The organism is Pseudomonas putida (assembly GCF_028682455.1).
Taxonomy (GTDB): Bacteria; Pseudomonadota; Gammaproteobacteria; order Pseudomonadales; family Pseudomonadaceae; genus Aquipseudomonas; species Aquipseudomonas putida_AA.
In genome coordinates, this window is sequence record NZ_JANHLD010000001.1 from 643079 (window position 1) to 668585 (window position 25507).

21 protein-coding genes and 2 pseudogenes are annotated in these 25507 nt (G+C 62.5%); 10 read left to right on the forward strand and 13 right to left on the reverse strand.

Features of this window, described 5'->3' with window-relative positions:
* Window positions 1-23: 23 nt before the first annotated feature.
* Complete coding sequence (locus NPS58_RS03090) at window positions 24-887, reverse strand: universal stress protein (RefSeq protein ID WP_274113411.1); 864 nt, start codon at window positions 885-887, stop codon at window positions 24-26.
* A 156-nt stretch (window positions 888-1043) separates the two neighbouring features.
* Here NPS58_RS03090 and NPS58_RS03095 point away from each other — a divergent pair, with 156 nt between their 5' ends.
* The 4 genes from NPS58_RS03095 (at window position 1044) to NPS58_RS03110 (ending at window position 5123) form a co-directional block, all read left to right on the forward strand.
* Window positions 1044-1649, forward strand: a complete 606-nt coding sequence (locus NPS58_RS03095; protein WP_274113413.1) for a tRNA-(ms[2]io[6]A)-hydroxylase — start codon at window positions 1044-1046, stop codon at window positions 1647-1649.
* Between the two features lie 232 nt (window positions 1650-1881).
* Complete coding sequence (locus tag NPS58_RS03100) at window positions 1882-2379, forward strand: MarR family winged helix-turn-helix transcriptional regulator (protein ID WP_274113415.1); 498 nt, start codon at window positions 1882-1884, stop codon at window positions 2377-2379.
* A gap of 15 nt (window positions 2380-2394) precedes the next feature.
* Window positions 2395-3597 (forward strand): efflux RND transporter periplasmic adaptor subunit, encoded by a 1203-nt coding sequence (locus NPS58_RS03105; RefSeq protein WP_274113417.1) that lies wholly within the window; start codon window positions 2395-2397, stop codon window positions 3595-3597.
* Window positions 3594-5123: a DHA2 family efflux MFS transporter permease subunit gene (locus NPS58_RS03110; protein WP_274113419.1), complete on the forward strand. Its 1530-nt coding sequence runs from the start codon at window positions 3594-3596 to the stop codon at window positions 5121-5123. Before NPS58_RS03105 ends, NPS58_RS03110 begins: the two co-directional genes overlap by 4 nt.
* 80 nt (window positions 5124-5203) lie before the next feature.
* On the opposite strand, the gene lpxH is transcribed toward NPS58_RS03110, so the two are convergent.
* Window positions 5204-5926, reverse strand: a complete 723-nt coding sequence (gene lpxH / locus NPS58_RS03115) for a UDP-2,3-diacylglucosamine diphosphatase (protein ID WP_274113421.1) — start codon at window positions 5924-5926, stop codon at window positions 5204-5206.
* Window positions 5923-6423 carry a peptidylprolyl isomerase gene (locus tag NPS58_RS03120; protein WP_274113423.1) on the reverse strand — a complete coding sequence of 167 codons (501 nt, stop codon included), beginning with the start codon at window positions 6421-6423 and terminating at the stop codon, window positions 5923-5925. Before NPS58_RS03120 ends, lpxH begins: the two co-directional genes overlap by 4 nt.
* A gap of 236 nt (window positions 6424-6659) precedes the next feature.
* Here NPS58_RS03120 and NPS58_RS03125 point away from each other — a divergent pair, with 236 nt between their 5' ends.
* Both NPS58_RS03125 and cysS read left to right on the forward strand, forming a co-directional pair.
* On the forward strand, window positions 6660-8363 hold the full coding sequence (locus tag NPS58_RS03125) for a glutamine--tRNA ligase/YqeY domain fusion protein (RefSeq protein WP_274113425.1): 1704 nt from the start codon (window positions 6660-6662) through the stop codon (window positions 8361-8363).
* Between the two features lie 9 nt (window positions 8364-8372).
* Complete coding sequence (gene cysS, locus NPS58_RS03130) at window positions 8373-9755, forward strand: cysteine--tRNA ligase (RefSeq protein WP_274113427.1); 1383 nt, start codon at window positions 8373-8375, stop codon at window positions 9753-9755.
* Window positions 9756-9778: 23 nt separating this feature from the next.
* Here cysS and NPS58_RS03135 read toward each other — a convergent pair.
* Together NPS58_RS03135 and NPS58_RS03140 are read right to left on the reverse strand one after the other, a co-directional pair.
* Window positions 9779-11183: pseudogene (locus NPS58_RS03135) on the reverse strand (sensor histidine kinase).
* Window positions 11161-11841 (reverse strand): response regulator transcription factor, encoded by a 681-nt coding sequence (locus NPS58_RS03140; protein WP_274113429.1) that lies wholly within the window; start codon window positions 11839-11841, stop codon window positions 11161-11163. The pseudogene NPS58_RS03135 and the gene NPS58_RS03140 overlap by 23 nt, the downstream one beginning before the upstream one ends.
* Before the next feature lie 690 nt (window positions 11842-12531).
* Here NPS58_RS03140 and NPS58_RS03145 point away from each other — a divergent pair.
* Window positions 12532-13303 (forward strand): annotated as a pseudogene (locus tag NPS58_RS03145) (sulfite exporter TauE/SafE family protein).
* Between the two features lie 47 nt (window positions 13304-13350).
* Here the strand turns inward: NPS58_RS03145 and NPS58_RS03150 are convergent.
* Together NPS58_RS03150 and NPS58_RS03155 are read right to left on the reverse strand one after the other, a co-directional pair.
* Window positions 13351-14370 (reverse strand): branched-chain amino acid aminotransferase, encoded by a 1020-nt coding sequence (locus NPS58_RS03150; protein ID WP_274113431.1) that lies wholly within the window; start codon window positions 14368-14370, stop codon window positions 13351-13353.
* A gap of 141 nt (window positions 14371-14511) precedes the next feature.
* Window positions 14512-15147 carry a LysE family translocator gene (locus NPS58_RS03155; RefSeq protein ID WP_274113433.1) on the reverse strand — a complete coding sequence of 212 codons (636 nt, stop codon included), beginning with the start codon at window positions 15145-15147 and terminating at the stop codon, window positions 14512-14514.
* A gap of 143 nt (window positions 15148-15290) precedes the next feature.
* Here NPS58_RS03155 and NPS58_RS03160 point away from each other — a divergent pair, with 143 nt between their 5' ends.
* A complete protein-coding gene (locus tag NPS58_RS03160; RefSeq protein ID WP_274115341.1) occupies window positions 15291-15767 on the forward strand; it encodes an Lrp/AsnC family transcriptional regulator in 477 nt (158 codons plus the stop codon).
* Between the two features lie 168 nt (window positions 15768-15935).
* Here the strand turns inward: NPS58_RS03160 and NPS58_RS03165 are convergent, their stop codons facing one another.
* From NPS58_RS03165 to NPS58_RS03190, 6 genes are all read right to left on the reverse strand, one after another.
* On the reverse strand, window positions 15936-17525 hold the full coding sequence (locus NPS58_RS03165) for an ABC-F family ATP-binding cassette domain-containing protein (RefSeq protein ID WP_274113435.1): 1590 nt from the start codon (window positions 17523-17525) through the stop codon (window positions 15936-15938).
* Between the two features lie 173 nt (window positions 17526-17698).
* Window positions 17699-18064 (reverse strand): glyoxalase superfamily protein, encoded by a 366-nt coding sequence (locus NPS58_RS03170; protein WP_274113437.1) that lies wholly within the window; start codon window positions 18062-18064, stop codon window positions 17699-17701.
* Window positions 18065-18194: 130 nt separating this feature from the next.
* Entirely contained in the window at window positions 18195-19448 is a 1254-nt protein-coding gene (locus NPS58_RS03175) for a carbohydrate porin (protein WP_274113439.1), read from the reverse strand.
* 90 nt (window positions 19449-19538) lie between these two features.
* On the reverse strand, window positions 19539-21956 hold the full coding sequence (locus tag NPS58_RS03180; RefSeq protein ID WP_274113441.1) for a glucose/quinate/shikimate family membrane-bound PQQ-dependent dehydrogenase: 2418 nt from the start codon (window positions 21954-21956) through the stop codon (window positions 19539-19541).
* Window positions 21957-22053: 97 nt separating this feature from the next.
* On the reverse strand, window positions 22054-22509 hold the full coding sequence (locus NPS58_RS03185) for a metallophosphoesterase family protein (protein WP_274113443.1): 456 nt from the start codon (window positions 22507-22509) through the stop codon (window positions 22054-22056).
* A gap of 20 nt (window positions 22510-22529) precedes the next feature.
* Window positions 22530-23408 carry a LysR substrate-binding domain-containing protein gene (locus tag NPS58_RS03190; RefSeq protein ID WP_274113445.1) on the reverse strand — a complete coding sequence of 293 codons (879 nt, stop codon included), beginning with the start codon at window positions 23406-23408 and terminating at the stop codon, window positions 22530-22532.
* Between the two features lie 132 nt (window positions 23409-23540).
* On the opposite strand from NPS58_RS03190, the gene NPS58_RS03195 reads away from it, so the two are divergent.
* Window positions 23541-24593, forward strand: a complete 1053-nt coding sequence (locus tag NPS58_RS03195) for an agmatine deiminase family protein (protein WP_274113447.1) — start codon at window positions 23541-23543, stop codon at window positions 24591-24593.
* A 4-nt stretch (window positions 24594-24597) separates the two neighbouring features.
* Window positions 24598-25506, forward strand: coding sequence for an N-carbamoylputrescine amidase (gene aguB / locus NPS58_RS03200; RefSeq protein WP_274113449.1), 909 nt, complete (start codon window positions 24598-24600; stop codon window positions 25504-25506).
* Window position 25507: the final 1 nt, after the last annotated feature.

A 25507-nucleotide genomic window follows, 5' to 3' on the forward strand; every position in this document is an offset into this window, starting at 1 on the left:
AGCGGGCTTGCCCCGCGATGGCTTCAGCCTTGTGCCAATTCGGTCAGGTGTACCCGCGCCTCTTCACTCTTGAGTACCAGTACATCGCTCTCCAGCGAATCGAGTACCACCTCGGCGGTGTTGCCGATCAGCGCGCCAGAGATCCCGGTGCGGGCCACGGTACCGATCACCGTCACCACGGCGTCGTACTTTTTCGCGGTGTAGGGGATCAACACATCCGCCGGGCCTTCGGCCACATGCAGGCGATCGTCCTTGATATCGAACTCTGCCTGGAAGGCACTGCATTCCTCGCGATAACGCTGCTCGATGGTTTCCTTGAGTTGATACACCGGATCGGCCGCCGACAGCATCGGTGACGGATGCGCGCTGATCACGTGCAGGTTGCCCTTGGCCAGGTTGGCGATCTCATAGCCGTGGTCGATGATGTTCTTGTGCAACAGGCGGTGCGCTTCGTCATGGTTGCCCACGTCGACTGCAGCCAGGATCACGCCGCCAGTCCAGGGGCGCTCGTGCTTGACCATCAACACCGCGCACGGGCACTGGCGCAGCAGTTTCCAGTCGCTGGGAGTGAGCAGCGCCTTTTTCAGCGGGTTGTCCGGGCGATGCTCCTTGATCACCAGGTCGCAGCCCTCGGCTTGCTGCACATCGATGATCGATTCGTGCAGGGTGTCGTGCCAGGCCTGCTCGTGGGTCACGTTGTCGAAGCCATCGTCATGCAACTGGCTGGCCAGCAGGCTGAGCAGGGCGCTGTGGTCCTGCTTCTTGTCGCACATCAGCAGGTGCAGGCGTGCGCCTGTGGCACCACCAATCAGTTTGGCCCGGGTCAGGGCGCGGCTGTGGGCATGTTCGGGATCGAGTACCACCAGGATGCTGCGTACTTCTTGCATGAGCGTGAACTCCCTTCAGAAATGGCGACCAATGCCTGACTATAGTCGGCGCCAAGTGCAATGGGCGTTGATACATATCAAGCATAGTCACTGGTGATCGCCACCGCCGCCGGTATAATCGCCGGTCTTGCCGTTGCCCTGCCTGTTTGTGAGCCTATGTCCCTTATTCCCGAAATCGATGCCTTTCTTGGTTGCCGTACGCCTGATGCCTGGGTCCAGGCGGCCCTCGCCGACCAGGAAACCCTGTTGATCGACCACAAGAACTGCGAGTTCAAGGCTGCCAGCACCGCGCTGAGCCTGATGGCCAAGTACAACACCCACCTTGACCTGATCAACATGATGTCGCGCCTGGCCCGCGAGGAGCTGGTGCATCACGAGCAGGTGCTGCGCCTGATGAAGCGGCGCAAGATCGGCCTGCGCCCCTTGTCGGCCGGACGCTATGCCTCGGGGCTGCGCCGGGTGGTGCGGACCCACGAGCCGGTCAAGCTGGTCGACACCCTGGTGGTCGGGGCCTTTATCGAGGCGCGCAGTTGCGAGCGCTTTGCCGCCCTGGTGCCGCACCTGGACGAAGAACTGGGCAAGTTCTACCACGGCCTGCTCAATAGCGAGGCCCGCCACTACCAGGGGTACCTCAAGCTGGCACACCAGTACGGTGATGCGGCCGATATCGAGCGTGTGGTGGAGAAGGTCAGGGCGGTGGAAGCCGAGCTGATCAGTTCGCCAGACGAAGAGTTCCGGTTTCACAGCGGTATTCCTGCCTGACCTGGGTTCGCTGAACCTGCGTGGGAGTCGGCGTTGCCGGCGATGATCTGAAAAACGACCGCGAGACGGTCGATCGCTGGCAATGCCCCCACGAAATTCATCCTTAATAATTGCCCCATCAGGGGAGCGAACTTGCCTTGAGCCATTAATAAGCTAGCTAATTAATGCCTTGACGTTAGCTGCTTAAGCAGTAACATTATGTTACTAACTGCCTAAGCAGGTATCTCCTGTCATGCCGCACTACACCCCCGAGAACTTCCAGTCCTGCACCCTCGGCCTGTTGCTGGCCCGCGCTGCGCTGGTCAAGGACCGCATCCTCGACAGCCACTTGCAGGCCTTTGGCGTGACCGCCGCGCAATTCAAGGTGCTGATCATCGTCGCCCAGTACGACGTCGATACCCCCGCCGAGCTGTGCCGCTTCCTGGCCCTGGACAGCGGATCGATGACGCGCATGCTCGATCGCCTGGAGCAGAAGGACCTGATCGTGCGTCGACGTTGCCCTGACGATCGCCGCCAGGTTCGCCTGGAACTGAGCGAAGAGGGCCAGAAGCTCGCCGACCAGCTGCCGCATGTCGGGGCTGCGGCCATGAACGAACTGCTGGGCGTATTGGCAGCGGATGAGCTGGCAAGCCTTGAAGGCCTGTTGACCAAGATCCTGCTCGCCGCCGGTGACACCCTGACTGCGCAGCGCACTGCTGCGGCGCAGCCTTCCATTTCAGAAAACGCGTAAGCCAAGGTATTCGATATGGCCATTGCCAACACTCCGGACCCTGCTGGCGCCACGCAGGACCTCGACAACTCCCGCAAGCGCAAGACCTGGCTGCTCGGCCTGCTGCTTCTGATCGTCGTGGTCGGTAGCGCCGTCTGGGCCTGGCATGAACTGTACGGACGCTGGAACGAAGAGACCGACGACGCCTACGTCAATGGCAACGTGGTGGAAATCACCCCGCTGGTGACCGGCACCGTGGTCAGTATCGGCGCCGATGATGGCGACCTGGTGCATGAAGGCCAGGTGTTGATCGAGTTCGACCCGAGCGATGCCGAGATCGGCTTGCAGGCGGCCCAGGCCGAGCTGGCCCGTGCCGTGCGCCGGGTGCGCGGGCTGTACAGCAATGTCGACGGCATGAAGGCCCAGGTGGCAGCGCGCCAGGCCGAACAGACCAAGGCCCAGGAAAACTACACCCGGCGCAAGACTTTGGCGGCTGGCGGGGCGATCTCGCTTGAAGAACTGTCCCACGCTCGTGACGATCTGGCCTCGGCGCAGAACGCCCTGATCAATGCCCGTCAGCAACTCAATACCACCACCGCACTGGTCGATGACACTGTGGTGTCGTCTCACCCCGAAGTGATGGCCGCCGCCGCCCAGCTGCGCCAGGCCTACCTGGCGGCTGCCCGCACCACCCTGGTGGCGCCAGTGACCGGCTACGTGGCCAAGCGCACCGTACAGCTGGGCCAGCGCCTGGAACCGGGGACCGCGACCATGGCGGTGATTCCGCTGGACCAGTTGTGGATCGGCGCCAACTTCAAGGAAACCCAGTTGCGCAACATGCGCATCGGCCAGCCGGTGGACATCGTCGCCGACCTGTACGGCAGCGAGGTCAAGTACAGCGGCACCATCGACAGCCTGGGCGCCGGAACCGGCAGTGCCTTTGCCTTACTGCCGGCACAGAACGCCACGGGTAACTGGATCAAGATCGTCCAGCGGGTGCCGGTACGCATTCATATCAATGCCGAGCAATTGGCGAAGCATCCACTGCGCATCGGCCTGTCGACCCAGGTCACCGTCGACCTGCATGATCAGAGCGGCCCGGTGTTGGCCCAGTTGCCACCGCAAAAGGCCTCGTTCACCACCAAGGTGTATGACCGCCAGTTGGTCGAAGCCGACGCCATGATCACCCGGCTGATCCACGACAACAGCGCAGCGGCCAGCAAGACGGCGGCGCGATGAGCAACACTGCGTCATTCACGCCGCCCAGCCTGTTGCTGACCACCATCGGCCTGTCGCTGGCGACCTTCATGCAGGTGCTCGACACCACCATCGCCAACGTGGCCTTGCCGACCATCGCCGGCAACCTGGGCGTGAGCGTGGAGCAGGGCACCTGGGTGATTACCTCGTTTGCGGTGAGCAATGCCATCGCCTTGCCGCTGACCGGCTGGCTGAGCCGACGCTTCGGCGAGGTCAAGCTGTTCATCTGGGCCACTCTGCTGTTCGTGCTGGCCTCGTTTCTGTGCGGTATCGCCCGCTCGATGCCGGAGCTGGTCGGCTTTCGCGTGCTGCAAGGTATCGTCGCCGGCCCGCTGTACCCGATGACCCAGACCCTGCTGATTGCGGTCTATCCCCCGGCCAAGCGGGGCATGGCCCTGGCCCTGCTGGCGATGGTCACGGTGGTGGCGCCGATTGCCGGTCCGATTCTGGGGGGGTGGATCACCGACAGCTATAGCTGGCCGTGGATCTTCTTCATCAACGTGCCCATCGGCCTGTTCGCCGCGGCGGTGGTGCGCCAGCAGATGCGCACGCGACCGGTCAGTACCAGCCGCCAGCCCATGGACTACGTCGGGCTGCTGTGCCTGATCATCGGCGTGGGCGCCTTGCAGATCGTGCTGGACAAAGGCAACGACCTGGATTGGTTCGAGTCGAACTTCATCGTTGTCGGCAGCCTGATTTCGGTGGTGTTCATTGCCGTGTTCATCATTTGGGAGCTCACCGACAAACACCCGGTGGTCAACCTGCGGCTGTTCGTGCACCGCAACTTTCGCATCGGCACCATCGTGCTGGTGTTCGGTTATGCAGGCTTTTTCGGCATCAACCTGATCTTGCCGCAGTGGCTGCAGACCCAAATGGGCTATACCGCCACCTGGGCCGGGTTGGCCGTGGCGCCGATCGGTTTGTTGCCTGTGCTGATGTCGCCCTTTGTCGGCAAGTACGCGCACAACTTCGACCTGCGCGTGCTGGCGGGCCTGGCCTTCCTGGCGATCGGCACCAGCTGTTTCATGCGCGCAGGCTTCACCAGCGAGGTGGACTACCAGCACATCGCCCTGGTGCAGTTGTTCATGGGGATCGGCGTGGCGCTGTTCTTCATGCCGACCTTGAGCATCCTGCTCTCGGACCTGCCACCGCACCAGATTGCCGACGGCTCGGGCCTGGCCACCTTCCTGCGTACCCTGGGCGGCAGCTTTGCCGCCTCGCTGACCACCTGGATCTGGATTCGCCGGGCCGACCAGCACCATGCGTACCTGAGTGAAAGCATCAGTACCTATGAGCCGGCCACCCGTGAAGCGCTCAACCACCTGGGCGGGGCGAACGGGCAGTCGTATGCGCAGCTGGAACGGATGCTCAGCAGTCAGGCGTACATGATGTCGACGGTGGATTACTTCACCCTGATGGGCTGGGTGTTTGCAGGGTTGATTCTGCTGGTGTGGCTGGCCAAGCCGCCGTTTGCGGCCAAGGCCGGGCCTGCTGCGGCAGGGCACTGAGGAAAAAGCATCGCTGGCAGGCCAGCGCCCACAGGGTTGCTACATGACCTGTGGGGCTGGATTGCCAGCGATCGGCGCTATCAGGGGAAGGCAAATGGCTGCAGTTGAAACCCTTGTTCATCCACCTCCAGCGCCCAGCCCTGGCGATCCCAGTCGCCCAGCACGATTCGCCGTGCCGGTTGACCATCGACCAGCAGTTTGTGAATCGCCGGACGATGGGTGTGCCCATGCACCAGCGTGCGCACGCCGTACTGGGCCATGATCCGCGGCACTTCCTCCGGGGTCACGTCGACGATATCGGTGGCCTTCATCCGCGTTTGCGCGCGGCTTTCGCTGCGCAGCTTGCGCGCCAGTTTCTGCCGGGTGCCCAGCGGCAGGTGCCGCAGGATCCACAGGCTCACCGGGTTGCGCAGGTAGCGGCGCAGTTTCATGTAGGCCAGGTCCAGGGTGCAGAGGCTGTCGCCATGCATCAGCAGCACCGGCTCACCGCCCATTTCCACCACGCTCGGGTCGGCCAGCAAGGTTGCGCCTGCGGCCTTGCAGAAGGCCTCGCCAATCAGGAAGTCGCGGTTGCCGTGCATCAGCAATACCTGCGTGCCGCTGTCGCTCAAGGCGCGCAGGGCCTGGCAGATGCCGGTCTGGAAGGGGGTCATGCCATCGTCGCCGATCCACGCCTCGAAGAAGTCACCGAGGATGTACAGCGCCCGGGCATGGCGGGCACGTCCGTCGAGCAGATCAAGAAACGCCCGGGTAATGTCCGGGCGTTCTTCTTGCAGGTGCAGATCAGAGATCAGCAGTATCACTCAATGATCTCTGCTTTCTCGATGATCACGTCGTCCTTCGGCACATCCTGGTGGCCAGCCTTGGAACCTGTGGCAACGCCTTCGATCTTGTCGACGATGTCCTGGCCTTCGGTCACTTCGCCGAACACCGCATAGCCCCAGCCCTGCACGTTCTTGCCGCTGTGGTTGAGGAAGTCGTTGTTGGAGGCGTTGATGAAGAACTGCGCCGAGGCCGAATGCGGCTCCATGGTACGGGCCATGGCGATGCTGTACTTGATGTTTTTCAGGCCGTTGTCCGCTTCGTTCTGGATGCTGGCGCGGGTTTTCTTCTGGCTCATGCCTGGCTCGAAACCGCCGCCCTGGATCATGAAGCCCTTGATCACACGGTGGAACACGGTGTTGTCGTAGTGGCCTTCTTTCACGTACTGAACGAAGTTCTCGACGGTTTTAGGGGCCTTTTCGGCGTCCAGTTTCAGGATGATGTCGCCGTGGTTGGTGCTCAGTTTGACTTTGGACATGCTGGAATTCGCTCTTTCAAGGCATTTGAAATAGGGTCGCGCCGCAACGCGATGTAAACCTGACGCACAGTCTACAACCCGCGATACGTGGCTCGCGGCAGTTTTTTTGCATTGCCGGTCGAATATCCCGCCAGTTTGTCGGCAGGGCGCTGTCGGCAGCTCGACCGCTTCGGCTATGATAAGCGCTTTGATTCAGTCGGCCTACCCAGGCCGTGTACCCGTATTTCAAGGATCCTATGAGCAAGCCCACTGCCGACACCGCTCCCAACGCCGCTGCCAAAGGCGCGCCCGCCGTCCCTGCGAACTTCCTGCGTCCGATCGTGCAGGCCGACCTGGACTCGGGCAAGCACACCAGCATCGTCACCCGTTTCCCGCCAGAGCCCAACGGTTACCTGCACATCGGCCATGCCAAGTCGATCTGCGTGAACTTCGGCCTGGCCCAGGAGTTCGGCGGAGCCTGTCACCTGCGTTTCGATGACACCAACCCGGCCAAAGAGGACCAGGAGTACATCGACGCCATCCAGAGCGATGTCAAGTGGCTGGGCTTCGAGTGGACCGGCCCTGTGCGCTACGCCTCGGAGTACTTCGACCAACTGCACGACTGGGCCGTGGAGCTGATCAAGGCCGGTGACGCCTACGTCTGCGACCTGACTCCCGAGCAGTCCAAGGAATACCGTGGCAACCTGACCGAACCTGGCAAGAACAGCCCGTTCCGCGAGCGTTCGGTCGAGGAGAACCTGGACCTGTTCGCCCGTATGAAGGCCGGCGAGTTCAAGGACGGCGAGCGCGTGCTGCGCGCCAAGATCGACATGGCGTCGCCGAACATGAACATGCGCGATCCGATCCTCTATCGCATCCGCCATGCCCACCACCACCAGACCGGTGACAAGTGGTGCATCTACCCCAACTACGACTTCACCCACGGTCAGTCGGACGCCATCGAGGGCATCACCCACTCCATCTGCACCCTGGAGTTCGAAGGCCATCGTCCGCTGTACGAGTGGTTCCTGGACCACCTGCCGGTGCCGGCCAAGCCGCGCCAGTACGAGTTCAGCCGCCTGAACCTGAACTACACCATCACCAGCAAGCGCAAGCTCAAGCAACTGGTTGACGAACAGCACGTCAACGGTTGGGACGACCCGCGCATGTCGACCCTGTCGGGCTTCCGTCGCCGCGGCTACACCCCGGCCTCGATCCGCAACTTCTGCGAAATGATCGGCACCAACCGTTCCGACGGCGTGGTCGACATGTCGATGCTCGAATTCAGCATCCGCGAAGACCTCGACCGCACCGCGCCACGCGCCATGTGCGTGCTGCGCCCGCTTAAAGTGGTCATCACCAACTACCCGCAGGACCAGGTCGAGAACCTCGAACTGCCGCGCCACCCGAAAGAAGACATGGGCGTGCGCGTATTGCCGTTCGCCCGCGAGCTCTACATCGACCGCGACGACTTCATGGAAGAGCCGCCAAAGGGCTACAAGCGCCTGGAACCCGCCGGTGAAGTGCGCCTGCGCGGCAGCTACGTGATCCGCGCCGACGAGGCCATCAAGGATGCCGACGGCAACATCGTCGAACTGCGTTGCTCGTACGACCCGGACACCCTCGGCAAGAACCCTGAAGGCCGCAAGGTCAAGGGCGTGATCCACTGGGTACCGGCGGCTGCCAGCGTCGAATGCGAAGTGCGCCTGTACGACCGTCTGTTCCGCTCGGCCAACCCCGAGAAGACCGAAGATGGCGGCACCTTCCTCGACAACATCAATCCCGATTCGCTGCAGGTACTCACCGGTTGTCGTGCGGAACCTTCCCTGGGCCAGGCCCAGCCAGAAGACCGCTTCCAGTTCGAGCGCGAAGGCTACTTCTGCGCCGACCTGAAAGACTCCCAGCCGGGTCGCCCGGTATTCAACCGGACCGTGACCCTGCGCGATTCGTGGGGCAGCTGAGGAACGCTCGTGCTTACCATCTACAACACGCTTAGCAAAACCAAGGAAGTCTTCAAGCCGCTCGAAGGCAACAAGGTGCGCATGTACGTCTGCGGCATGACTGTGTACGACTACTGCCACCTGGGCCACGGCCGCAGCATGGTCGCCTTCGACCTGGTCACCCGTTGGCTGCGCTACAGCGGCTACGACCTGACCTACGTGCGCAACATCACTGACATCGACGACAAGATCATCAACCGGGCCAACGAGAACGGCGAGTCGTTCGACGCGCTGACCGCCCGCATGATCGACGCGATGCATGAGGACGAGCGCCGCCTGAACATCCTGCCGCCGGACCAGGAGCCGCGTGCCACCGACCATATCGCCGGCATGCACGCGATGATCCAGACCCTGATCGACAAGGGTTATGCCTATGCGCCCGGCAATGGCGACGTGTACTACCGCGTCGGCAAGTTCGTCGGCTACGGCAAGCTGTCGCGCAAGAAGATCGAAGACCTGCGCATCGGTGCGCGCATCGAGGTCGACGAAGCCAAGCAGGATCCGCTCGATTTCGTCCTGTGGAAGGGCGTCAAGCCGGGCGAGCCGAGCTGGGAATCGCCATGGGGCCCGGGCCGTCCGGGCTGGCACATCGAGTGCTCGGTGATGTCCACCTGCTGCCTGGGTGAAAGCTTCGACATCCACGGCGGCGGCAACGACCTCGAGTTCCCGCACCACGAGAATGAAATCGCCCAGAGCGAGGCCGCCACGGGCAAGCAGTACGCCAACTCGTGGATGCACTGCGGCATGATTCGCATCAATGGCGAGAAGATGTCCAAGTCCTTGAACAACTTTTTCACCATTCGCGATGTGCTCGACAAGTATCACCCAGAGGTGGTCCGCTACCTGCTGGTGTCGAGCCACTATCGCAGCTCGATCAACTACTCCGAAGACAGCCTGCGCGAGTCCAAGGGTGCCCTGGAGCGTTTCTACCACGCCCTGCGCGGCTTGCCGCGGGTCGAGGCCAAGGGTGGCGAGACGTACGTCGACCGCTTCACCCTGGCGATGAACGACGACTTCGGTACCCCCGAAGCCTGTGCCGTGCTGTTTGACCTGGTGCGAGAAATCAACCGCCTGCGCGATAGCGAGCCAGAGGCCGCAGCTGGCTTGGCGGGTCGCCTGCGTGAGCTGGGTGACTTGCTGGGTGTGCTGCAACTGGATGCCGACGACTTCCTGCGCGCCGGTGCCGAAGGCAAGGTCGATGCGGCTGAAGTCGAGGCCCTGATCCAGGCGCGCCTGCAGGCGCGTGCCGACAAGAACTGGGCTGAATCCGACCGGATCCGTGACCAGATCACCGCCATGGGTGTGGTGCTGGAAGACGGCAAGGGTGGGACCACCTGGCGCCTGGCCGACTGACCGATCGCGGGGCAAGCCCGCTCCTACACGGTAGGAGCGGGCTTGCCCCGCGATGAGGCCCGACAATTCACCACCAACCTCGCCCCCCAATTCGCTATTCCCCACCTCCAGCCCGAAGCCATGCAAATCAACGATCGCCGCAACGATCGACAGCCCTAGCCCGAACCCCGGGTGGCGATGGCCTTCCTCGCTACGGTAGAAGCGCTTCAACACCGCCCCGCGCTCGTCTTCGGGAATCCCCGGCCCGCTGTCCTCGACCTCGATCTGCACATCCCCAGCATCACTGCTGGCGCGCATACGCACCTGGCCGCCTGCGGGGGTGAACTTGATGGCATTGCCCAGCAAATTGGCCAGCGCTTCGAACAGCAACTCGCGATCGCCATGCAGCGGCGGCAACTGCGCTGGCACCTCGAGGCTCAGCTGAATTTCACCGTCCTCGGCCAGCGGCAGGTAGAAGTCATGCATCTCCAGCAGCAGCGCCCGCGGGTCCAGTTCGACAAAGCCGGCACGACGCTGGCGGTCTTCCAGTTCGCTGATCCGTAGCAGGCCGCGAAAGCGCGCCATCAGCGTGTCGGTGTCACCAATGGCCTGTTCCAGCGCCTCGGCCTGGGGCGATTCGTCGCCGGCCTGCTGGCGGATGCGGTAGAGCTGGGCGCGCAGGCGGGTCAGCGGAGTGCGCAGGTCGTGGGCAATGTTGTCGCACACGCCCTTGACCTCGTGCATCAGCCGTTCGATGCGGTCGAGCATGGCGTTGACGATCGCGGCCAGCATGTCCAGCTCGTCACGGCGCTGCGACAGCGGCAGGCGTCGGGTCAGGTCGCCGGCGACGATCTGCTCGGCGGTGGCCTGGATCGCGCGGATGCGCTTGAGCGGCCGTCGACGCAGCAGGTACCAGCCGGCGATGCCGGGAATGATCGTCAAGGAAAGGCCCCAGAGCAGGGCATGAAGGATGATGCGGGTGACCACGAACAGCGATCCGTTGTCGCGTACCAGGATCAGCCAGCGACCATCGCGCACCTTGATGGCCACCGCATCGCAGCTGTCGCGTGGCAGGTGCGGGTCGTCGGCGTCCAGGCAACGGTTCAGCTCATGGATCTTGCCGTCCAGGCCCAGCTCCGTCGGTACCTGGCGTATCTGTCCGCCCAAGGGGTTGAACTGCGCGTCGAACAGGCCGTAGGCGTCGAAGCTGCGCTCTTCGAAAGCCTGGCTCGCGATCAGGGCATCGTCCAGCTGCTTGCCACTCATGTGCGCGAACAGGTGCTGGCGCTGCAGCAGCGAATGGCGGGTGAGTTTGTTCAAATAGCCCGAGACCTCGAAATACAGCACTCCCATGAGGATGCTGCTCCAGGCCACGAACAGAAAACTGTACAGCGCAAGCAGGCGACTGGTGGACGAACTCCAGCCCTTAGACGGGTTCGGCAATGGCATAGCCCGAGCCCCGTACGGTCCGAATCAGCGGGGTCTGGCCTGCGGCATCGATCTTCTTGCGCAAGCGGCCGATATGCACGTCGATCAGGTTGGTGCCGGGGTCGAAGTGATACCCCCAGACTTCCTCGAAAATCATCATCCGGGTTATCACCTGGCCGGCATGACGCATGAGAAATTCCAGCAACTTGTACTCGGTGGGCAGCAGGTTGAGGGTGTGCTCGCCGCGCCGGGCTTCATGGCTGATCAGGTCCAGCTCCAGGTCGCCGACTTGCAGGCGGGTCTGCGCCAGCGGCACGCTGTTGCGGCGCAAAAGCACTTCGACCCGGGCGGCCATTTCGTCGGAGGCAAAGGGTTTGGTCAGGTAGTCGTCGCCACCGGCACGCAGGCCGCGTACCCGTTCGTCGACATCCGAGAGGGCGCTGATCATCAGGATCGGCGTGGCAATCTTGAGGTTGCGCAGAGTCGTGACGATGGTCAGGCCGTCGAGCTCGGGGAGCATGCGGTCCAGGGTGATCAGGTCGTAACCGCCGGCAATGGCCTTGGCCAGGCCTTCGCGGCCGTTGTCGGCCCAATCCACTTCCAGGCCATGGCTGGAGAGTTCGGCGACGATTTCTTGTGCGGTGACCGCATCGTCTTCGATAGTCAGTACGCGGGGCATGCTATTACCTGGGCGGCGAGTAGAGACTTGATTGTGCCAAAGAATAGGCGGTACCCGGGTTAAAGAAAAATTCATCTGGGCAACGCCTCCCCCTCTTATGGGCGGCAGGGTCTTGGGGGTAGGTTTTGGACCAGGCCTACCCGATGCTCGGACAGGTCCTGCATCTTCGATTTGGGTGCTCTTGCAAGCTTGCAGTCGTTACTACTTTACAAATGCTAATAGACATCTTGAATGCTGCCTTGAGCATTGAGGGGGCTACTTCAATGCAGAAGTTTGGTGATGTGTTCCTTGGGTCGCTGCCAGGATATATGAAAGAATTGAAAATTCCTGGTCGATCGATGGGGAATGGTTTTAGAAGTCCGCCTCTGCGCGCTAACTTTGAGTCTGTCGCTGAAATCCAGAGAGCGATGCGTGAAGTGTGTGGCGGAGCATAAGTCTGCAATCACTTCCTGTGAGTATAAAAGCTCCATAATGCACGCCATGATGATTTCCACCAGGCCGGTATTGCGTATCGATGTTATCGGTCTGCGCAATGCAAAGGGATTTAGTGGCTTCTGGTCGCTGTTTTTTAGCGTTGCGGTTCGACCCCAAGTTCGGCTATAGAGATGTCGGTTTTCGAAAGAATGTTATTGTTCGATTAATTTCAATGCGTGTCGAAATTTGAATTGGCTATTCAAACTGGGTAATTTCATGGATTATGAATACACTCTGGTTGCGCTGGGCTTCTTTGCATTTTGCGGTGGTTTAATAGATGCGGCAGTGGGGGGGAGGGGGGCTAGTTCAAGTGCCGGCGCTCTTGCATGCTTTGCCGCAATGCAGCGTGGCGACTGTTTTTGGAACCAATAAGCTCGCGGTGCTCGCAGGGAATCTTTCTTCTGTCTTCAGCTATACAAAAAGAATAGAGATTGTGTGGAAGCTCCTGCTTCCTACGCTGGCTTCGGCATTCGTGTTTGCATTGCTAGGCGCTTTCTCTGTCTCGCTCATACCGAAAGCGTTTATGGAGCCCGTTGTTCTAGTTGTTCTGATAGTGATGGCTATCTATTCCTTTATTAAAAAGGATTTGGGGCGGGTTCATGCGCGCATAGAGTGTGGGGACAAGGAAGTGCTGTTGGGGGTGTTTTTTGGAGGGCTGATTGGTTTCTATGACGGGATTTTTGGTCCGGGGAGTGGGAGTTTATTGCTTTTTCTGTTTGTTAAGTATTTTGGCTTCGATTTCTTGAACGCCTCCGCTTCGGCAAAGCTGGTGAATCTAGGGACGTTTAGCGCCGCGTTGCTCTTTTTTATTCCGTCGGGGCACGTGTTATGGGCGATCGGTGGGATGGTGGCTGTGTGCAATATCGCCGGTTCACTTACGGGGGGGGTTTTGGCATTGCGGTATGGCAGTGGTTTTATTCGGGTATTTTTTCTGGTCTTGCTTATATTTCTTATCGGCAGAATGGGCGTGTCCATGTTGATAAGATAAGGGCATGCCATTGCTGGCATGCCCTTCAGTCATCGCTCATCAATGCCTCAGGCGACCTTGACGATCCAGCCAGCCGGCGCCTCAACGTCGCCGCTCTGGATACCGGTCAGCTCCTGATAAAGCTTCTGGGTCACCGGGCCCACTTCGGTTTCGCTGTGGAACACATGCAGCTCACCGTTGTACTGGATGCCGCCGATCGGGGTGATCACCGCCGCGGTACCGCAGGCGCCAGCTTCCTTGAAGCGCTTGAGGTCATTGATCAGCACGTCGCCTTCGATCACCTTCAGGCCAAGACGCGACTCCGCCAGCTCCATCAGCGACAGACGGGTGATACCCGGCAGCACGGAAGCGGATTTTGGCGTGACGAACTCGTTGTTGGCGGTGATACCGAAGAAGTTGGCCGAGCCGACTTCCTCGATCTTGGTGTGGGTCAGCGGGTCAAGATAGATGCAGTCGGCGAAACCGGCCTGCTTTGCCTTGTAGCCTGGCTGCAGGCTGGCTGCGTAGTTGCCGCCGACCTTGGCGGCACCGGTGCCTTGTGGCGCGGCGCGGTCGTAGTCGGAGATCAGGAACTTGTGCGGGGTCATGCCGCCCTTGAAGTACGAGCCAACCGGAATCGCGAAGATCGAGAAGATGAACTCCGGGGCGGTACGCACGCCGATGTTGTCGCCTACGCCGATCACGAACGGACGCAGGTACAGGGCACCCTTGCCATACGGCGGCACGAAGCGTTCGTTGGCCTTGACCACTTGTTTGCAGGCCTCGATGAACACATCGGTAGGCACCTGCGGCATCAGCAGCCGATCGCAGCTGCGCTGCATGCGCAGGGCGTTCTGGTCAGGGCGGAACAGGTTGATCGAACCATCCTTGCAGCGGTACGCCTTCATGCCTTCGAAGCATTGCTGGCCATAATGCAGCGCGGTCGAGCCTTCGCTGATGTGCAGTACGTTGTCTTCGGTCAGGGTGCCCTTGTCCCACTCGCCATTGCGGAAGTAGGACAGGTAGCGCTTGTCGGTCTTGATGTAGTCGAAGCCCAGCTTGTCCCAGTTAATGCTTTCGTTACTCATGGCACCCTCGAATGGTTGGCATATGCCTGATGGCTCAGGCGGCTGAAATAGCGCACGCAGCCACGATAATACATCCCGTGCAGATCGGAAACGCCCAGTCATAGATTGGACCATGGTCGCAGTGAAAATCAGCGCAAATCGTCACCCGCCAAGCTCGCGCAGCAGTACCAGGCGCGCGCCGAAGCCGATCAGCAGGGTGCCGAACAAGCGGTTCTGCAGCTTCTGTTTCCAGGGGCTGGCAGCCACCCAGCGACCCAGGCGATCACCGCTCAGGGCATAGACGCTGTCAAAGCCCAGGCCGACCACCACCAGCACCGTGCCGAGAATGGCAAATTGCTGGCTGATCGACCCCGCATGCGGGCTGATGAACTGCGGCAGCAACACCGAACAGAACAGCAGCGCCTTGGGATTGAGCAGGTTGGTCAGCAGGCCCTTTTTCAAGGCAGCCGACCAATGGCCAGGCTGGCGGGCCTCTGCCGTGCTCGTCGGCAGTGTCGAGACCTTGGCGCACAGCAACTGCCAGCCCAACCAGGCGAGGTACAAGCCACCGGCGATGCTCAGCAGGTCGAAGGCCCACGGGTGAGTGCGCAGCAGTGCCGCCAGCCCCAGGGCGGCCAGGGTGACGTGGGCGGCACGGGCCAGGGCCAGGCCCAATGCGGTCATCAGGGCCTGGCGGCGGCCTTCGCTGGCGCCGGTGTTGAGCAGCAGGAACATATCCGGGCCGGGCACCAGGTACACCACCAGCAGGGCTGCGATAAACAAGCTGTATTGAGTCATCTGCCCATCTCCGGCAATTCACGACGAGGTAAAAATTCTATGCCGGGAGAGGCTGGCAGGTGCTTGCGAATGTTGCGTGGGCTGCAGGGTGTATTGATATAAAATGCCAGGATCAGTAAAGGAATATACCGATCATGCCAAAAATTACCCTGGATGCTTTTGACCGCAAGATTCTCGACGCCCTGCAGCGCAACGCGCGTCTGAGCAATGTGGAGCTGGCCGAAATGATCGGCCTGTCTGCGTCACCCTGCCTGCGCCGGGTACGCCTGCTGGAAGAGGCGGGGATGATCAAGGGCTATGCCGCCCAGCTGGATCGCGACGAAGTGGGCCTGGGGCTAACGGTGTTCGTCGGGGTCAAGGTCGAGCGCCACCACGAACCGGCTGCCCAGGCTTTCCAGCAAGCGGTACTGGCCTTGCCTGAAGTGATTGCCGCGCACCTGGTGTCGGGCGAGTCGGACTTCCTGCTGCAGGTGGTGGTACCGGACCTGCGCAGCTACGAACGTTTTCTGATCGACACCCTGCTCAAGCTGCCGGGGGTCAGTGATATCCGCAGCAATTTCGCCATCCAGACGGTCAAGCCCCATGGGCCGCTACCGTTGGGCCATTTGGCCGCACATTGAGCTGGACAGACTGCAAAGTCGGGAGCACCATAAATTCAACGAAGCTTTGCCCGCTGACCTCGATACGTACCACGACCGCCGCCAATCGCGGGGCAGGTACGATAGTTTGAACACCAGGCAGCAGGGTAAACCAAGGCCCCGTCCAGCAATGGACGGGGCCTTGTCGTTTCAGCGCCCCAGCCGCCACTCGCCGTCCAGCCCCAGCTGCTGCAAGAACACCCTGTCGTGGGAGGCCACCAGCAGGGCGCCGCGGTACTGGCGCAGCATGCTTTCCAGGGCGGTGAGGGAGGGCAGGTCGAGGTGGTTGCTCGGTTCATCGAGCAGCAACAGCGGCACCGGGGTGTCGCCATAGAGCACGCCCGCCAGCGCCGCCTTGAGCCGTTCGCCGCCACTGAGCAGGCCGCTGGGCAGTTCCACCCGATCAGCACCCAGTCCCAATTGCGCAAGGCGCGTGCGCAGGCTGCTTTCATCCAGGCGCACGGTGCATTGGCGCAGGTAGTCGAGCACCGATTGCGTGGCAGGTAACAGGTTGCAGTACTGATCGAGGTAGGCGACTTCAACGCGAACCTCGACGTGGCCGCAGCGGGGTGCGAGGAGACCTGCCAGCACCTTGAGCATCGTCGACTTGCCGCTGCCATTGGCACCGATCAGCGCGACCCGATCGCCGCTGTACAGGCAACCGTCCAATGGTGACTGCAGCGGGTCGCCGAACGGCAGGCGTACCGCCTGCAGCGTTACCAGCGGGCTGCCCGCCTGCCGCGTAGGGGCCGGTGCCTGGAGGGCGATGGTGTTGCTGGCCTCCACCCGCCGGGCAGCTTCACGCACTTTCTGCGCCATTGCCTGCCGGGTGGCCTGATGGTCGCGCTGCAGTTTGCCGGCGGTGGCTTCGCTGCGTTCCTGCCTGCGATCCAGGAGTATCTTCGCCTGGTTGCTGTCGCGCGCCTCCCGGCCAGCCCTGGCCTGGCGCCGTTCCAGCCGCTCGCGTTGCTGCTGCAGCTCGCGGGCCTGGCGCTGGCGTTCCAGCTTCAGGCGCTCCAGCGTGCGTTCGGCCTGGGCGCTTTGCTCGGCCTTGCACTGGGCATACACGCTGTAATTGCCGCCGTAACTGGCCAGGCCAAGGGGCGAAAGCTCGACGATCCGCTGCATGTGCGCGAGCAGTTCGCGGTCATGGCTGATCACCAGCAAGCCCTTGTTCCACTCTCTCAGCAGGGTAAGCAGTTGGGCGCGCCCGGGGCCGTCCAGGTGATTGCTCGGCTCATCGAGGATCAGGTAGTCGGCCTCGCTGAGAAATGCCCCGAGCAAGGCCACGCGGGTGGCCTGCCCGCCGCTCAAGGTGGCGACCGGCCGATCTGCATCCAGTTGTTCCAGCCCATGGCGCGCCAATTGCGCTTGCAGGCGCTCGCGCATATCCCAGCGTTCGCCCACGGCGTCGAAGTCGGCTTGCGAGCAACTGCCGGCCTCGATGCGGCGCAAGGCATCGAGCACCTCGCCGACCTGGGCCAGTTGCGCCACGGTGGTGTCGGGGCCGGCCAACTGCTGCGCCAGGTAATGCACCCGGCCAGTGGCGCGGCAGTGCCCAGAGGTGGGCGCCAGGCCCCCGGCGAGGATTTGCGCGAGGATGCTCTTGCCCACGCCATTACGCCCGACCAGGCCCGTGCAGCGCTGGTCGAAGCATTCATTCAGGTCGGTAAACAACGGCCTGCCATCGGGCAAGGCAAAGGCGACGCGATCGAGCGTCAGAATCGAGACAGGGGTCATACGACACTCCATAAAATGCCAGCAACGTCCCCGGCAAAGGGGGATGAAGACGGGCCGTCAAACAGACGGCGGCATTAATGGCGCATCGGACTACACCTCGGGAAAACACAAGTGGGGTACAGCTTAAGGGCGCAGGCGACGCGGGTAAAGCGCCGCCCAATACAACGGTGTGATCAACCCTCGATCTGCTGACAGAACCGCAGGCGATTGCCGAACGGGTCGGCGATTTCCATTTGCAGGCCCCAGCCGACGTGCTGCGCTTCGGGGCGCGAGTAGCCGTACTGCTTGGCAATCAGCTCGCGCTGCAGGGCTTCGATATCTTCGACACGGGCAAACACGGTAGAGCCTGGCGTGCTGTCGCCGTGGTGTTCGCTCAGGTGCAAAATCAAGCCGTCACGATGGACCTGGGCGTAGAGGGGCAGGTCGGGTTCGAAGCGGTGTTCCCAGTCGAGGGTGAAGCCGAGAAAGCCCAGGTAGAACTCCTTGGCCTTTTCCACCGAAAAAATGCGCAGAACCGGAATGGCGGGGGCGAGGTGCATTGCGAAGATCCATAAGATAATTGGAAAGCTGGATCATAGTCTGTTGGAGCGGGCTTGCCCCGCGATAGCGAACTGTCTGCTACATCGCATCGCGGGCCAAGCCGGCCTCTTTGTAGATCGAGGCGGTGGGTTAGAACGTGGCCTTGACCTGCAGGCCCAGCACCAGGGCATTGTCGATCTGCTCACCCGAAAACGCTCCTGGCTCGATGATGTATTGCACATCCGGGCGCAAGGTCAGCCAGGGGGTGGCCTGATAGCCGTAGCTCAACTCGATCAGTTGTTCGGCGCTGTCCAGGTTGGCGAATGCCTCGCCATTGGCCAGCGCGGCGTCCTGCTGCACGTCGCGGCTGCGCGGATTGGGCACGGCGCGGCCGTAGCCCAGGGCGACGGTATCGCGGGGGCGGCCTTCGAAGGGCTTGTACAGCACGACGCCTGTGCCATACCAGCTCTTGAAGGGCGATGCTGCCGCACTGGCCGCCGAGTATTGGCCGAAGGCGTGCAGGCTGCGGCCCGTCGAGGCTCGAGAGGTCCACACAGCCTGGTCGATCAGCAGGTAATGACCGCCACGCCCGGCCACTTCATCGTCGCTGCCGATGCGCTTGGCGTCGGAGCTGTCGTAGTAGTAGCCGAGCTTGTATTCCCCTGGCAATTCGCCGGCATGCTTGTACACCAGCTCGATCGGTACCACGGTGCCGGTGGTGTGCTTGGGCCCCAGGTGCCAGGCGCGGCTGGAGTTGCCATTGCTCTGGGGGTCGACATTGAACGCGGCAACGCGCAGTTGCCAGGCCGGCGACAGGTCGTATTTGACCCGCGCGCCGAGGTGGGCGTTGGGGTAGTTGGTCCAGCCGCTGCCGCCCGACATGTTCAGCGGGTGCCCGCAGAACCCTGCGTTCATGAAGTTGCACAGGATGCCGCTGTCCAGCCCGCCGAGGTCGTTGCCCATGGCCATGTAGCCGAGCTTGACGTTCAGCGCCGGGGTAAACAGGGTGCGCTCGTAGCTCAGTTCGGTCAGGCGGGTGTAGAGGCCGCCGTAGTTCTCCTGGATCGGCAGGCGGTTGCCCACCAGGTCTTCGGAGGCGCTGTTGCCGCGTCGGTCGTTGACGGTGAGTTGGACCTTGCCGCCGTCGTCCAGGCCGTACAGCTTTTGCAGATCGAACTGCACACCGAGCTTGATGTTCTGCGAGTAGCGCGCCGAGCGGTGCAGGCCGCCGTTGGCGTTGTAGGCGGTCTCGCCGCTGTAGTCACCGGTGAACTTGATGCCTTGTTCGTCCAGCTGGTGGCGAAGGCCGCCCCAGTCGCCGGTGAGGGTGTTGTCCTGGGCCAGGGTAGTGGTGCTGACAAGGGCGGTAAGCAGGCAGGAGGTAAAGCGCAAAGCGGAGGACATCGAGGGGTATTCCTGAATCTTTTTGGGGCGATCGCGGGGTAAGCCCGCTCCTACTGCAGGAGCGGGCTTGCGCCGCGAAAAGGAGTTGAATCAAGGCAAGGCGTAAGCCATCACATAGTCGCCGCGATCCGTGGACTGGCGCGCGCCACCGGCGGTAATCACGATGTACTGCTTGCCGGTCTTCGGCGACACGAAGGTCATCGGGCCGCCCTGGCTGCCCACGGGCAGGCGGGCTTTCCAGACTTCTTCACCGTTACCGCTGTTGAAGGCGCGCAGGTAGAAGTCCTGGGTGCCGGCAATGAACACCAGGCCACCCTGGGTCGACAGGGTGCCGCCGAGGGTCGGCAGGCCGATCTTGATCGGCAGGTGCATGCGGATGCCCAGCGGGCCGGTATCCTCGACGGTGCCCACCGGCACTTGCCAGGCGATTTTCTGCGTCTTCATGTCGATGGCGGTGAGAGTGCCGAACGGCGGCGCCTGGCACGGAATACCGGCCACCGACAGGAAGCGGTTCTTGTTCACCGCATACGGCGTGCCCTTGAGCGGAACCGCGCCCATCCCGGTGTTCAGCGCCTCGCCACCGGAGGCGGCCTGGCCCTTGTTCTGCGAGGGGATCATCTGGATCCACAGGCCCAGGCGCATATCGTTGACGAAGATGAAGCCATGCACCGGGTCGGTGGAGAGGCTGCCCCAGTTCATGCCACCCAGCGAGCCTGGGAAGCTCAGCGACAGGTCGGTGCCGGGCGCTGTGTACAGGCCGTCGTAGCGCATTTTCTTGAAGTCGATGCGGCACAGCAGCTGGTCGAAGGGCGTGGCGCCCCACATGTCCGATTCGGTCAGTTGTTGGGCACCGATCTGCGGCATGCCCACCGACTTGGGCTGGGTTGGCGAGTAGGGTTCGTTGGGGATGTTGCCGGCCTTGACCGGTACTTCATCGACCTGGGTCAGCGGCTTGCCGGTGGCGCGGTCGAGCACGAAGATCTGCCCGGCCTTGGTGCCGATCACTACTGCAGGCACCGACTGGCCATCGGCCTTGGTGAAGTCGATAAGGCTCGGTTGCATCGGCAGGTCGAAGTCCCAGAGATCGTTGTGCACGGTCTGGTACACCCACTTTTCGGCACCGGTGCTGGCGTCCAGGGCCAGCACCGAGGCGCCGTACTTGTGGTTCAGCGCGGTGCGCTCCACGCCATAGATGTCGGTGGACGAGCTGCCCATGGGCAGGAACAGGGTGTTCATGGCCGGGTCGTACGACATCGGTGCCCAGCTGTTGGGCGTGCTGCGCACGTAGGTGGCGTCGCCTGCCGGGGCGTTGCGATCTTCGGGGTTGCCCGGGTCGAAGGCCCAGCGCATCTTGCCGCTGACCACGTCAAAACCACGGATCACGCCGCCGGGCATGTCGGTTTGCACGTTGTCGGCAATGCGCCCGCCAACCACCACGGTGGTGCCGGCCATCAGCGGCGCCGACGACAGTTGATAGTAGCTGTCTGGCACATTGCCGAGGCCGGCCTTGAGGTCCACCTGGCCGTTGTCGCCAAAGCCCTGGCAGAACTCTCCGGTGTCGGCATCGACCGCGATCAGCCGGGCGTCGATGGTGTTGGTCAGCAGGCGGCGCTGGCAGTTGGCAGCGGCCGGTACGCTGGCGGCAATGATCGCCGAGCTGTCAGGCTGGGTCGGTTGGGCAATGGGGGCGGTAGCATCGAAATACGCCATGCCGCGGCACCGTTGCCACACCGCCGACTTGGCATTGATCTCGTTCTTCCACAGCTCTTTACCGGTATCGGCATCGAGGGCGATCAGGTTGTTGTGTGGGGTGCAGATAAACACCTTGTTGCCGACCTGCAGCGGAGTCAGCTGGTCTTCGGCGCCGTTGCCGTCGCTGATGGCGACGTCACCGGTGTGGTAGGTCCAGGCCACTTGCAGCTTGTTGACGTTTTCGCGGTTGATCTGGTCGAGCGCTGCGAAGCGGCTGCCGCCCTCGGTGTTGCCGTAGTGGGCCCAGTCTTTCTGCGCGGTGGCAGGGTCCACCGGAGTGATACCAGGGCCGGTGCCGGTCGGCGCCACGCTTGGATGGGCGACGAACATATTGCCCACCGCAATCACCAGGGCGACGGCGAGCACGCCCGCCACTCCATAGGCACCCCGGCCCGGGGTGGCGCCGCTGGCACGGGCCAGCAGCGGATAGACCAGCGCGACCACAAAACCGATGGCGCCAAACATGAACAGGCGCGAGAACAGCGGCCAGAATGCCAGCCCCACATCGGCCAGGGCCCAGATCGCCGTGGCCACCAGGAAGGCGGCGAACAGCCAGGCGCCGGCAGGCTTGCGCCGGGCAATCAGCAGGCCGGAAACAGCCATCGCCAGGCCGCCGAGCAGGAAGTACCAGGAGCCACCCAGGCCGGCCAGCTTCACACCGCCGGCGGCGAGTGCAAGGCCGAGCAGGGTGATGATCACGCCCAGGCCAACCAGGATGAATGAGGAGGCGCCAGCGGCGCGCGGTGCGTGCTTCATATCGAAAAAAACTCGAAAGGGGGGTGGCCGAATTATACCCTTAGCAAGCTAATTAACAAGTTAGTACATAATTTGCCGATGCTTGCGCGCAGGGTCGCTACAGCAGAGAGACTAGTTGCGGATCCAGCGATAGGGGCAGCGCTTCGAGCAATGCCAGGGTCACCGGCAGCTTGAAGCGCCTGGGGCCGGCACTGCCCGGATTGAGATACAGGCGCTCGCCCCGCCATTCGATCAGGGGCTTGTGCGAGTGGCCGGTGATCACCAGGCGGATGTCGTCATCGAGCAGTGCCGGCACATCGGCAATGTCATGCACCAGCAGCACGGGCCAGCCGTTGAGTTCGAAACGCAAATGGTCGGCAAGGCTGTCTGCCCAGGGAAGGTTCAGGTCATTGTTGCCGCGCACTACCTGCAATGGCGCGATGGTCGCCAGTTGCCGAAGGATCTCCGGCTTGCCGATATCGCCGGCATGGATGATCCGCTCGCAACCGCCCAGCGCATCCAGTGCTTCGGGGCGTAGCAGGCCATGGGTATCGGAGATCACGCCAACCTTCATGCAGGGCTCCCGGAGCAGGTTCAGGTTGCTGTCAGTGTACCCACAGCGGGCAGGTTGTCGTGCAGCCAGGTGGTAAAGCTGCGTGCCATTGGATCGTGCTCGCTGTCGCGGTGGGTCAGCAGCGCCCAGTTCGGGCCGCGGATGGTCTGTTCCACCAAGGGCTGCAACAGCCCGCTGGCACGTGCCTGCCGGCTGAGCAGTTCGCTGACCAGGGCGATGCCCAGCCCCGCGGCCGCGGCATCGAGCAGCAGGCCGGGGTCGGAAAAATTCAGGCCCTGGTCCTGCTGGCCGACATCGATGCCGGCCTCCACCGCCCAGTGGCTCCAATCCATTTCCCGCTCGCCATGCAAGGTGGTGCGCTGCTCGCAGGGCAGGGCCCGTACGCTGGGGTGGCACGCCGGATACAGGCGGTCGGCGTGCAGCACTTTGAAGCTGCATTCGGCCTGGGCACTGATGTCATCGCGTACCGCCAGGTCGATGGTCTGGCTGGCCATGTCCGGTACTTCGTCGGTGGTGAAAATCCACAAATCCACTTGCGGATACTGGCGGCGAAACTCGCCCAGTCGCGGCAACAGCCAGTGTCGGGCGAACGCCGGGGTGGTGTTGAGCACCAGTTGATTGGGCTTCTGGTACTGGCCCAGGCGGCGGATGCCCACGGCCAGTTGCTGCAGCATCGCCTGGGTGGTGCTGAGCAGGTCGTGCCCTGCATCGGTCAGGCTGACGCTGCGCCCGCTGCGGAAAAACAGTGGCTGTTCCAGATAGGCCTCGAGGCTGCGGATCTGCTGGCTGATCGCCGATTGGGTCAGGTGCAGTTCTTCGGCAGCCTTGTGAAAGCTGCCCAGCCGGGCGGCTGCTTCAAAGCCGCGTAGGCTGCTCAGTGGGGGCCAGTGCTTGAGCATTGATAAGTTGTCCTAATCAGTTTTCTGCAAAATCCATCGTTTGTTAGCCCGTTTTTACAGCCGTAGCATGCATGCCAAGACCGCCAAGGCAGTTTTCATTGAACACAATGGCTTAACTCAAGGGTATTTGTCATGCAGCAGAACAACGTGCTTAACGATGGGTGGTGGATGCCGGCAGAGTGGGCCCGGCACGCGGCGACCTGGATGGTCTGGCCCCACAACCAGGCGCTGTGGGAATCGGGCTGGGGCGTGACCCTGGCGCAGGTGCAGGAAGACTTCGCACGGGTGGCCAATGCCATCGCCCGCTTCGAGCCGGTCAGACTGGTGGTCGACCCTGCTGCTGTCGGCAGTGCCAAGGCCCTGTGCGGGCCGAACATCGAGTTGATCGAACTGGCGGTGAACGACAGCTGGTGCCGGGACTCGGGGCCAAGCTTCGTGTGCCACCCGCAGCATGGCGTGGCGGGGGTGAGCTGGCGCTTCAATGCCTGGGGCGGCAAATCGGCCCATGACCTGGACGAAGGCCTGGCCCGTCGCGTGCTCAATGGCCTGGGCCTGCCGTGCTTTGGCACGCCGTTGAGCAACGAAGGCGGCGCCATTCATGTCGACGGCCAAGGCACGCTGATCACCACCGAGTCGGTGTTGCTAAACCCCAATCGCAATCCGGGCGTGAGCAAGGCCGAGATGGAGGAGATCTTCAGCCGCCTGTTGGGCATCAAGAAAACCATCTGGTTGCCGGGCGACCCCGGCTACGTGACCGGCGACATGACCGACGGCCATGTCGATGGTGTGTGTGCCTTCGCCCGCCCTGGCGTACTGCTGGTGGACGCCACCCATGACCAGGGCTCGGTGTACGCCGGGGTAGCGCGGGAAAATCGTCGTGCGCTGGAGCTGGCCACCGATGCCCAGGGCCGCCACTTCGAGCTGATCGAACTGTATGAGGCCAGCGAAGCGGTAGACACCGACGCCGAAGTGTTCTGCGCCTCCTACACCAATTTCTACATCGCCAATAACGCGATCATCATGCCGGCCTATGGCATCGACGCCGACCAGGCAGCGGCTGACGTGCTGGCGCAGGCGTTCCCGGGGCGCGAGGTGGTACCGGTGCGCATCAACCACCTGGCCCATGGCGGCGGCGGGGTGCATTGCATCACCCAACAGCAGCCGGCCTGGCCGGTGCAGGGGTGATGCCATGAGCCTGTTGACCGTAGCCACCACCCAGATGCCCTGCACCTGGAACCTCGGGCAGAACCTCGACCACGCTGAGCAACTGGTGCGTGAGGCCGCAGCCAAGGGCGCCCGGCTGATCCTGCTGCAGGAGTTGTTTGCCACGCCGTACTTCTGCATCGAGCAAAGCCACAAGCACCTGGCGCTGGCCGAGGAGTACCGCGACAGCAAGGTGCTCAAGCGCTTCGCCGCGCTGGCCCGGGAGCTCGAGGTCGTCCTGCCGCTGAGCTGGTTCGAGCGGGCCGGCAATGCCTGGTTCAACTCCCTGAGCGTGGCCGATGCAGACGGGCAGTTGCTGGGTGTGTATCGCAAAACCCATATCCCCAATGCCATCGGTTATCAGGAAAAGGAGTACTTCAGCCCCGGCGATACCGGTTTCAGGGTCTGGGACACGGCGGCCGGGCGCATCGGCGTGGGGATCTGCTGGGACCAGTGGTTCCCCGAGACTGCCCGCTGCCTGGCATTGATGGGCGCCGAGATCCTGCTGTTTCCCACAGCCATCGGCTCGGAGCCCGGCTGTGAAGGGCTGGATACGCGTGATCACTGGCAAATGGCGATGCGCGGCCATGCCGCCGCCAACATCCTGCCGGTGGTGGCGGCCAATCGGGTCGGCCGAGAAGTGGCGACCACCGATGCGAACCTGCAGATGGACTTCTATGGCTCGTCGTTTATCTGCGACCACAAGGGCAAGCTGCTGGTAGAGGCCGACCGTGGCAGCACCGGTGTGTTGCTGAGCAGCCTGGACCTGGCTGCGATGGCCGAAGAGCGCCTGAGCTGGGGCATTTACCGCGACCGCCGCCCGGAGATGTACGGACCGCTGTTGAGCCAGGACGGCCGTCACCTCAATGCTCGCTGGAACCGCCAAGGAGTCTGAT

What these genes read in the sequence shown, in the direction of transcription:
- NPS58_RS03090 (WP_274113411.1), bottom strand. Translation starts at nt 887, where the DNA reads ATGCAAGAAGTACGCAGCATCCTGGTGGTACTCGATCCCGAACATGCC.
- NPS58_RS03095 (WP_274113413.1), top strand. Translation starts at nt 1,044, where the DNA reads ATGTCCCTTATTCCCGAAATCGATGCCTTTCTTGGTTGCCGTACGCCT.
- NPS58_RS03100 (WP_274113415.1), top strand. Translation starts at nt 1,882, where the DNA reads ATGCCGCACTACACCCCCGAGAACTTCCAGTCCTGCACCCTCGGCCTG.
- NPS58_RS03105 (WP_274113417.1), top strand. Translation starts at nt 2,395, where the DNA reads ATGGCCATTGCCAACACTCCGGACCCTGCTGGCGCCACGCAGGACCTC.
- NPS58_RS03110 (WP_274113419.1), top strand. Translation starts at nt 3,594, where the DNA reads ATGAGCAACACTGCGTCATTCACGCCGCCCAGCCTGTTGCTGACCACC.
- NPS58_RS03120 (WP_274113423.1), bottom strand. Translation starts at nt 6,423, where the DNA reads ATGTCCAAAGTCAAACTGAGCACCAACCACGGCGACATCATCCTGAAA.
- NPS58_RS03125 (WP_274113425.1), top strand. Translation starts at nt 6,660, where the DNA reads ATGAGCAAGCCCACTGCCGACACCGCTCCCAACGCCGCTGCCAAAGGC.
- NPS58_RS03140 (WP_274113429.1), bottom strand. Translation starts at nt 11,841, where the DNA reads ATGCCCCGCGTACTGACTATCGAAGACGATGCGGTCACCGCACAAGAA.
- NPS58_RS03150 (WP_274113431.1), bottom strand. Translation starts at nt 14,370, where the DNA reads ATGAGTAACGAAAGCATTAACTGGGACAAGCTGGGCTTCGACTACATC.
- NPS58_RS03155 (WP_274113433.1), bottom strand. Translation starts at nt 15,147, where the DNA reads ATGACTCAATACAGCTTGTTTATCGCAGCCCTGCTGGTGGTGTACCTG.
- NPS58_RS03165 (WP_274113435.1), bottom strand. Translation starts at nt 17,525, where the DNA reads ATGACCCCTGTCTCGATTCTGACGCTCGATCGCGTCGCCTTTGCCTTG.
- NPS58_RS03170 (WP_274113437.1), bottom strand. Translation starts at nt 18,064, where the DNA reads ATGCACCTCGCCCCCGCCATTCCGGTTCTGCGCATTTTTTCGGTGGAA.
- NPS58_RS03175 (WP_274113439.1), bottom strand. Translation starts at nt 19,448, where the DNA reads ATGTCCTCCGCTTTGCGCTTTACCTCCTGCCTGCTTACCGCCCTTGTC.
- NPS58_RS03180 (WP_274113441.1), bottom strand. Translation starts at nt 21,956, where the DNA reads ATGAAGCACGCACCGCGCGCCGCTGGCGCCTCCTCATTCATCCTGGTT.
- NPS58_RS03185 (WP_274113443.1), bottom strand. Translation starts at nt 22,509, where the DNA reads ATGAAGGTTGGCGTGATCTCCGATACCCATGGCCTGCTACGCCCCGAA.
- NPS58_RS03190 (WP_274113445.1), bottom strand. Translation starts at nt 23,408, where the DNA reads ATGCTCAAGCACTGGCCCCCACTGAGCAGCCTACGCGGCTTTGAAGCA.
- NPS58_RS03195 (WP_274113447.1), top strand. Translation starts at nt 23,541, where the DNA reads ATGCAGCAGAACAACGTGCTTAACGATGGGTGGTGGATGCCGGCAGAG.
- aguB (WP_274113449.1), top strand. Translation starts at nt 24,598, where the DNA reads ATGAGCCTGTTGACCGTAGCCACCACCCAGATGCCCTGCACCTGGAAC.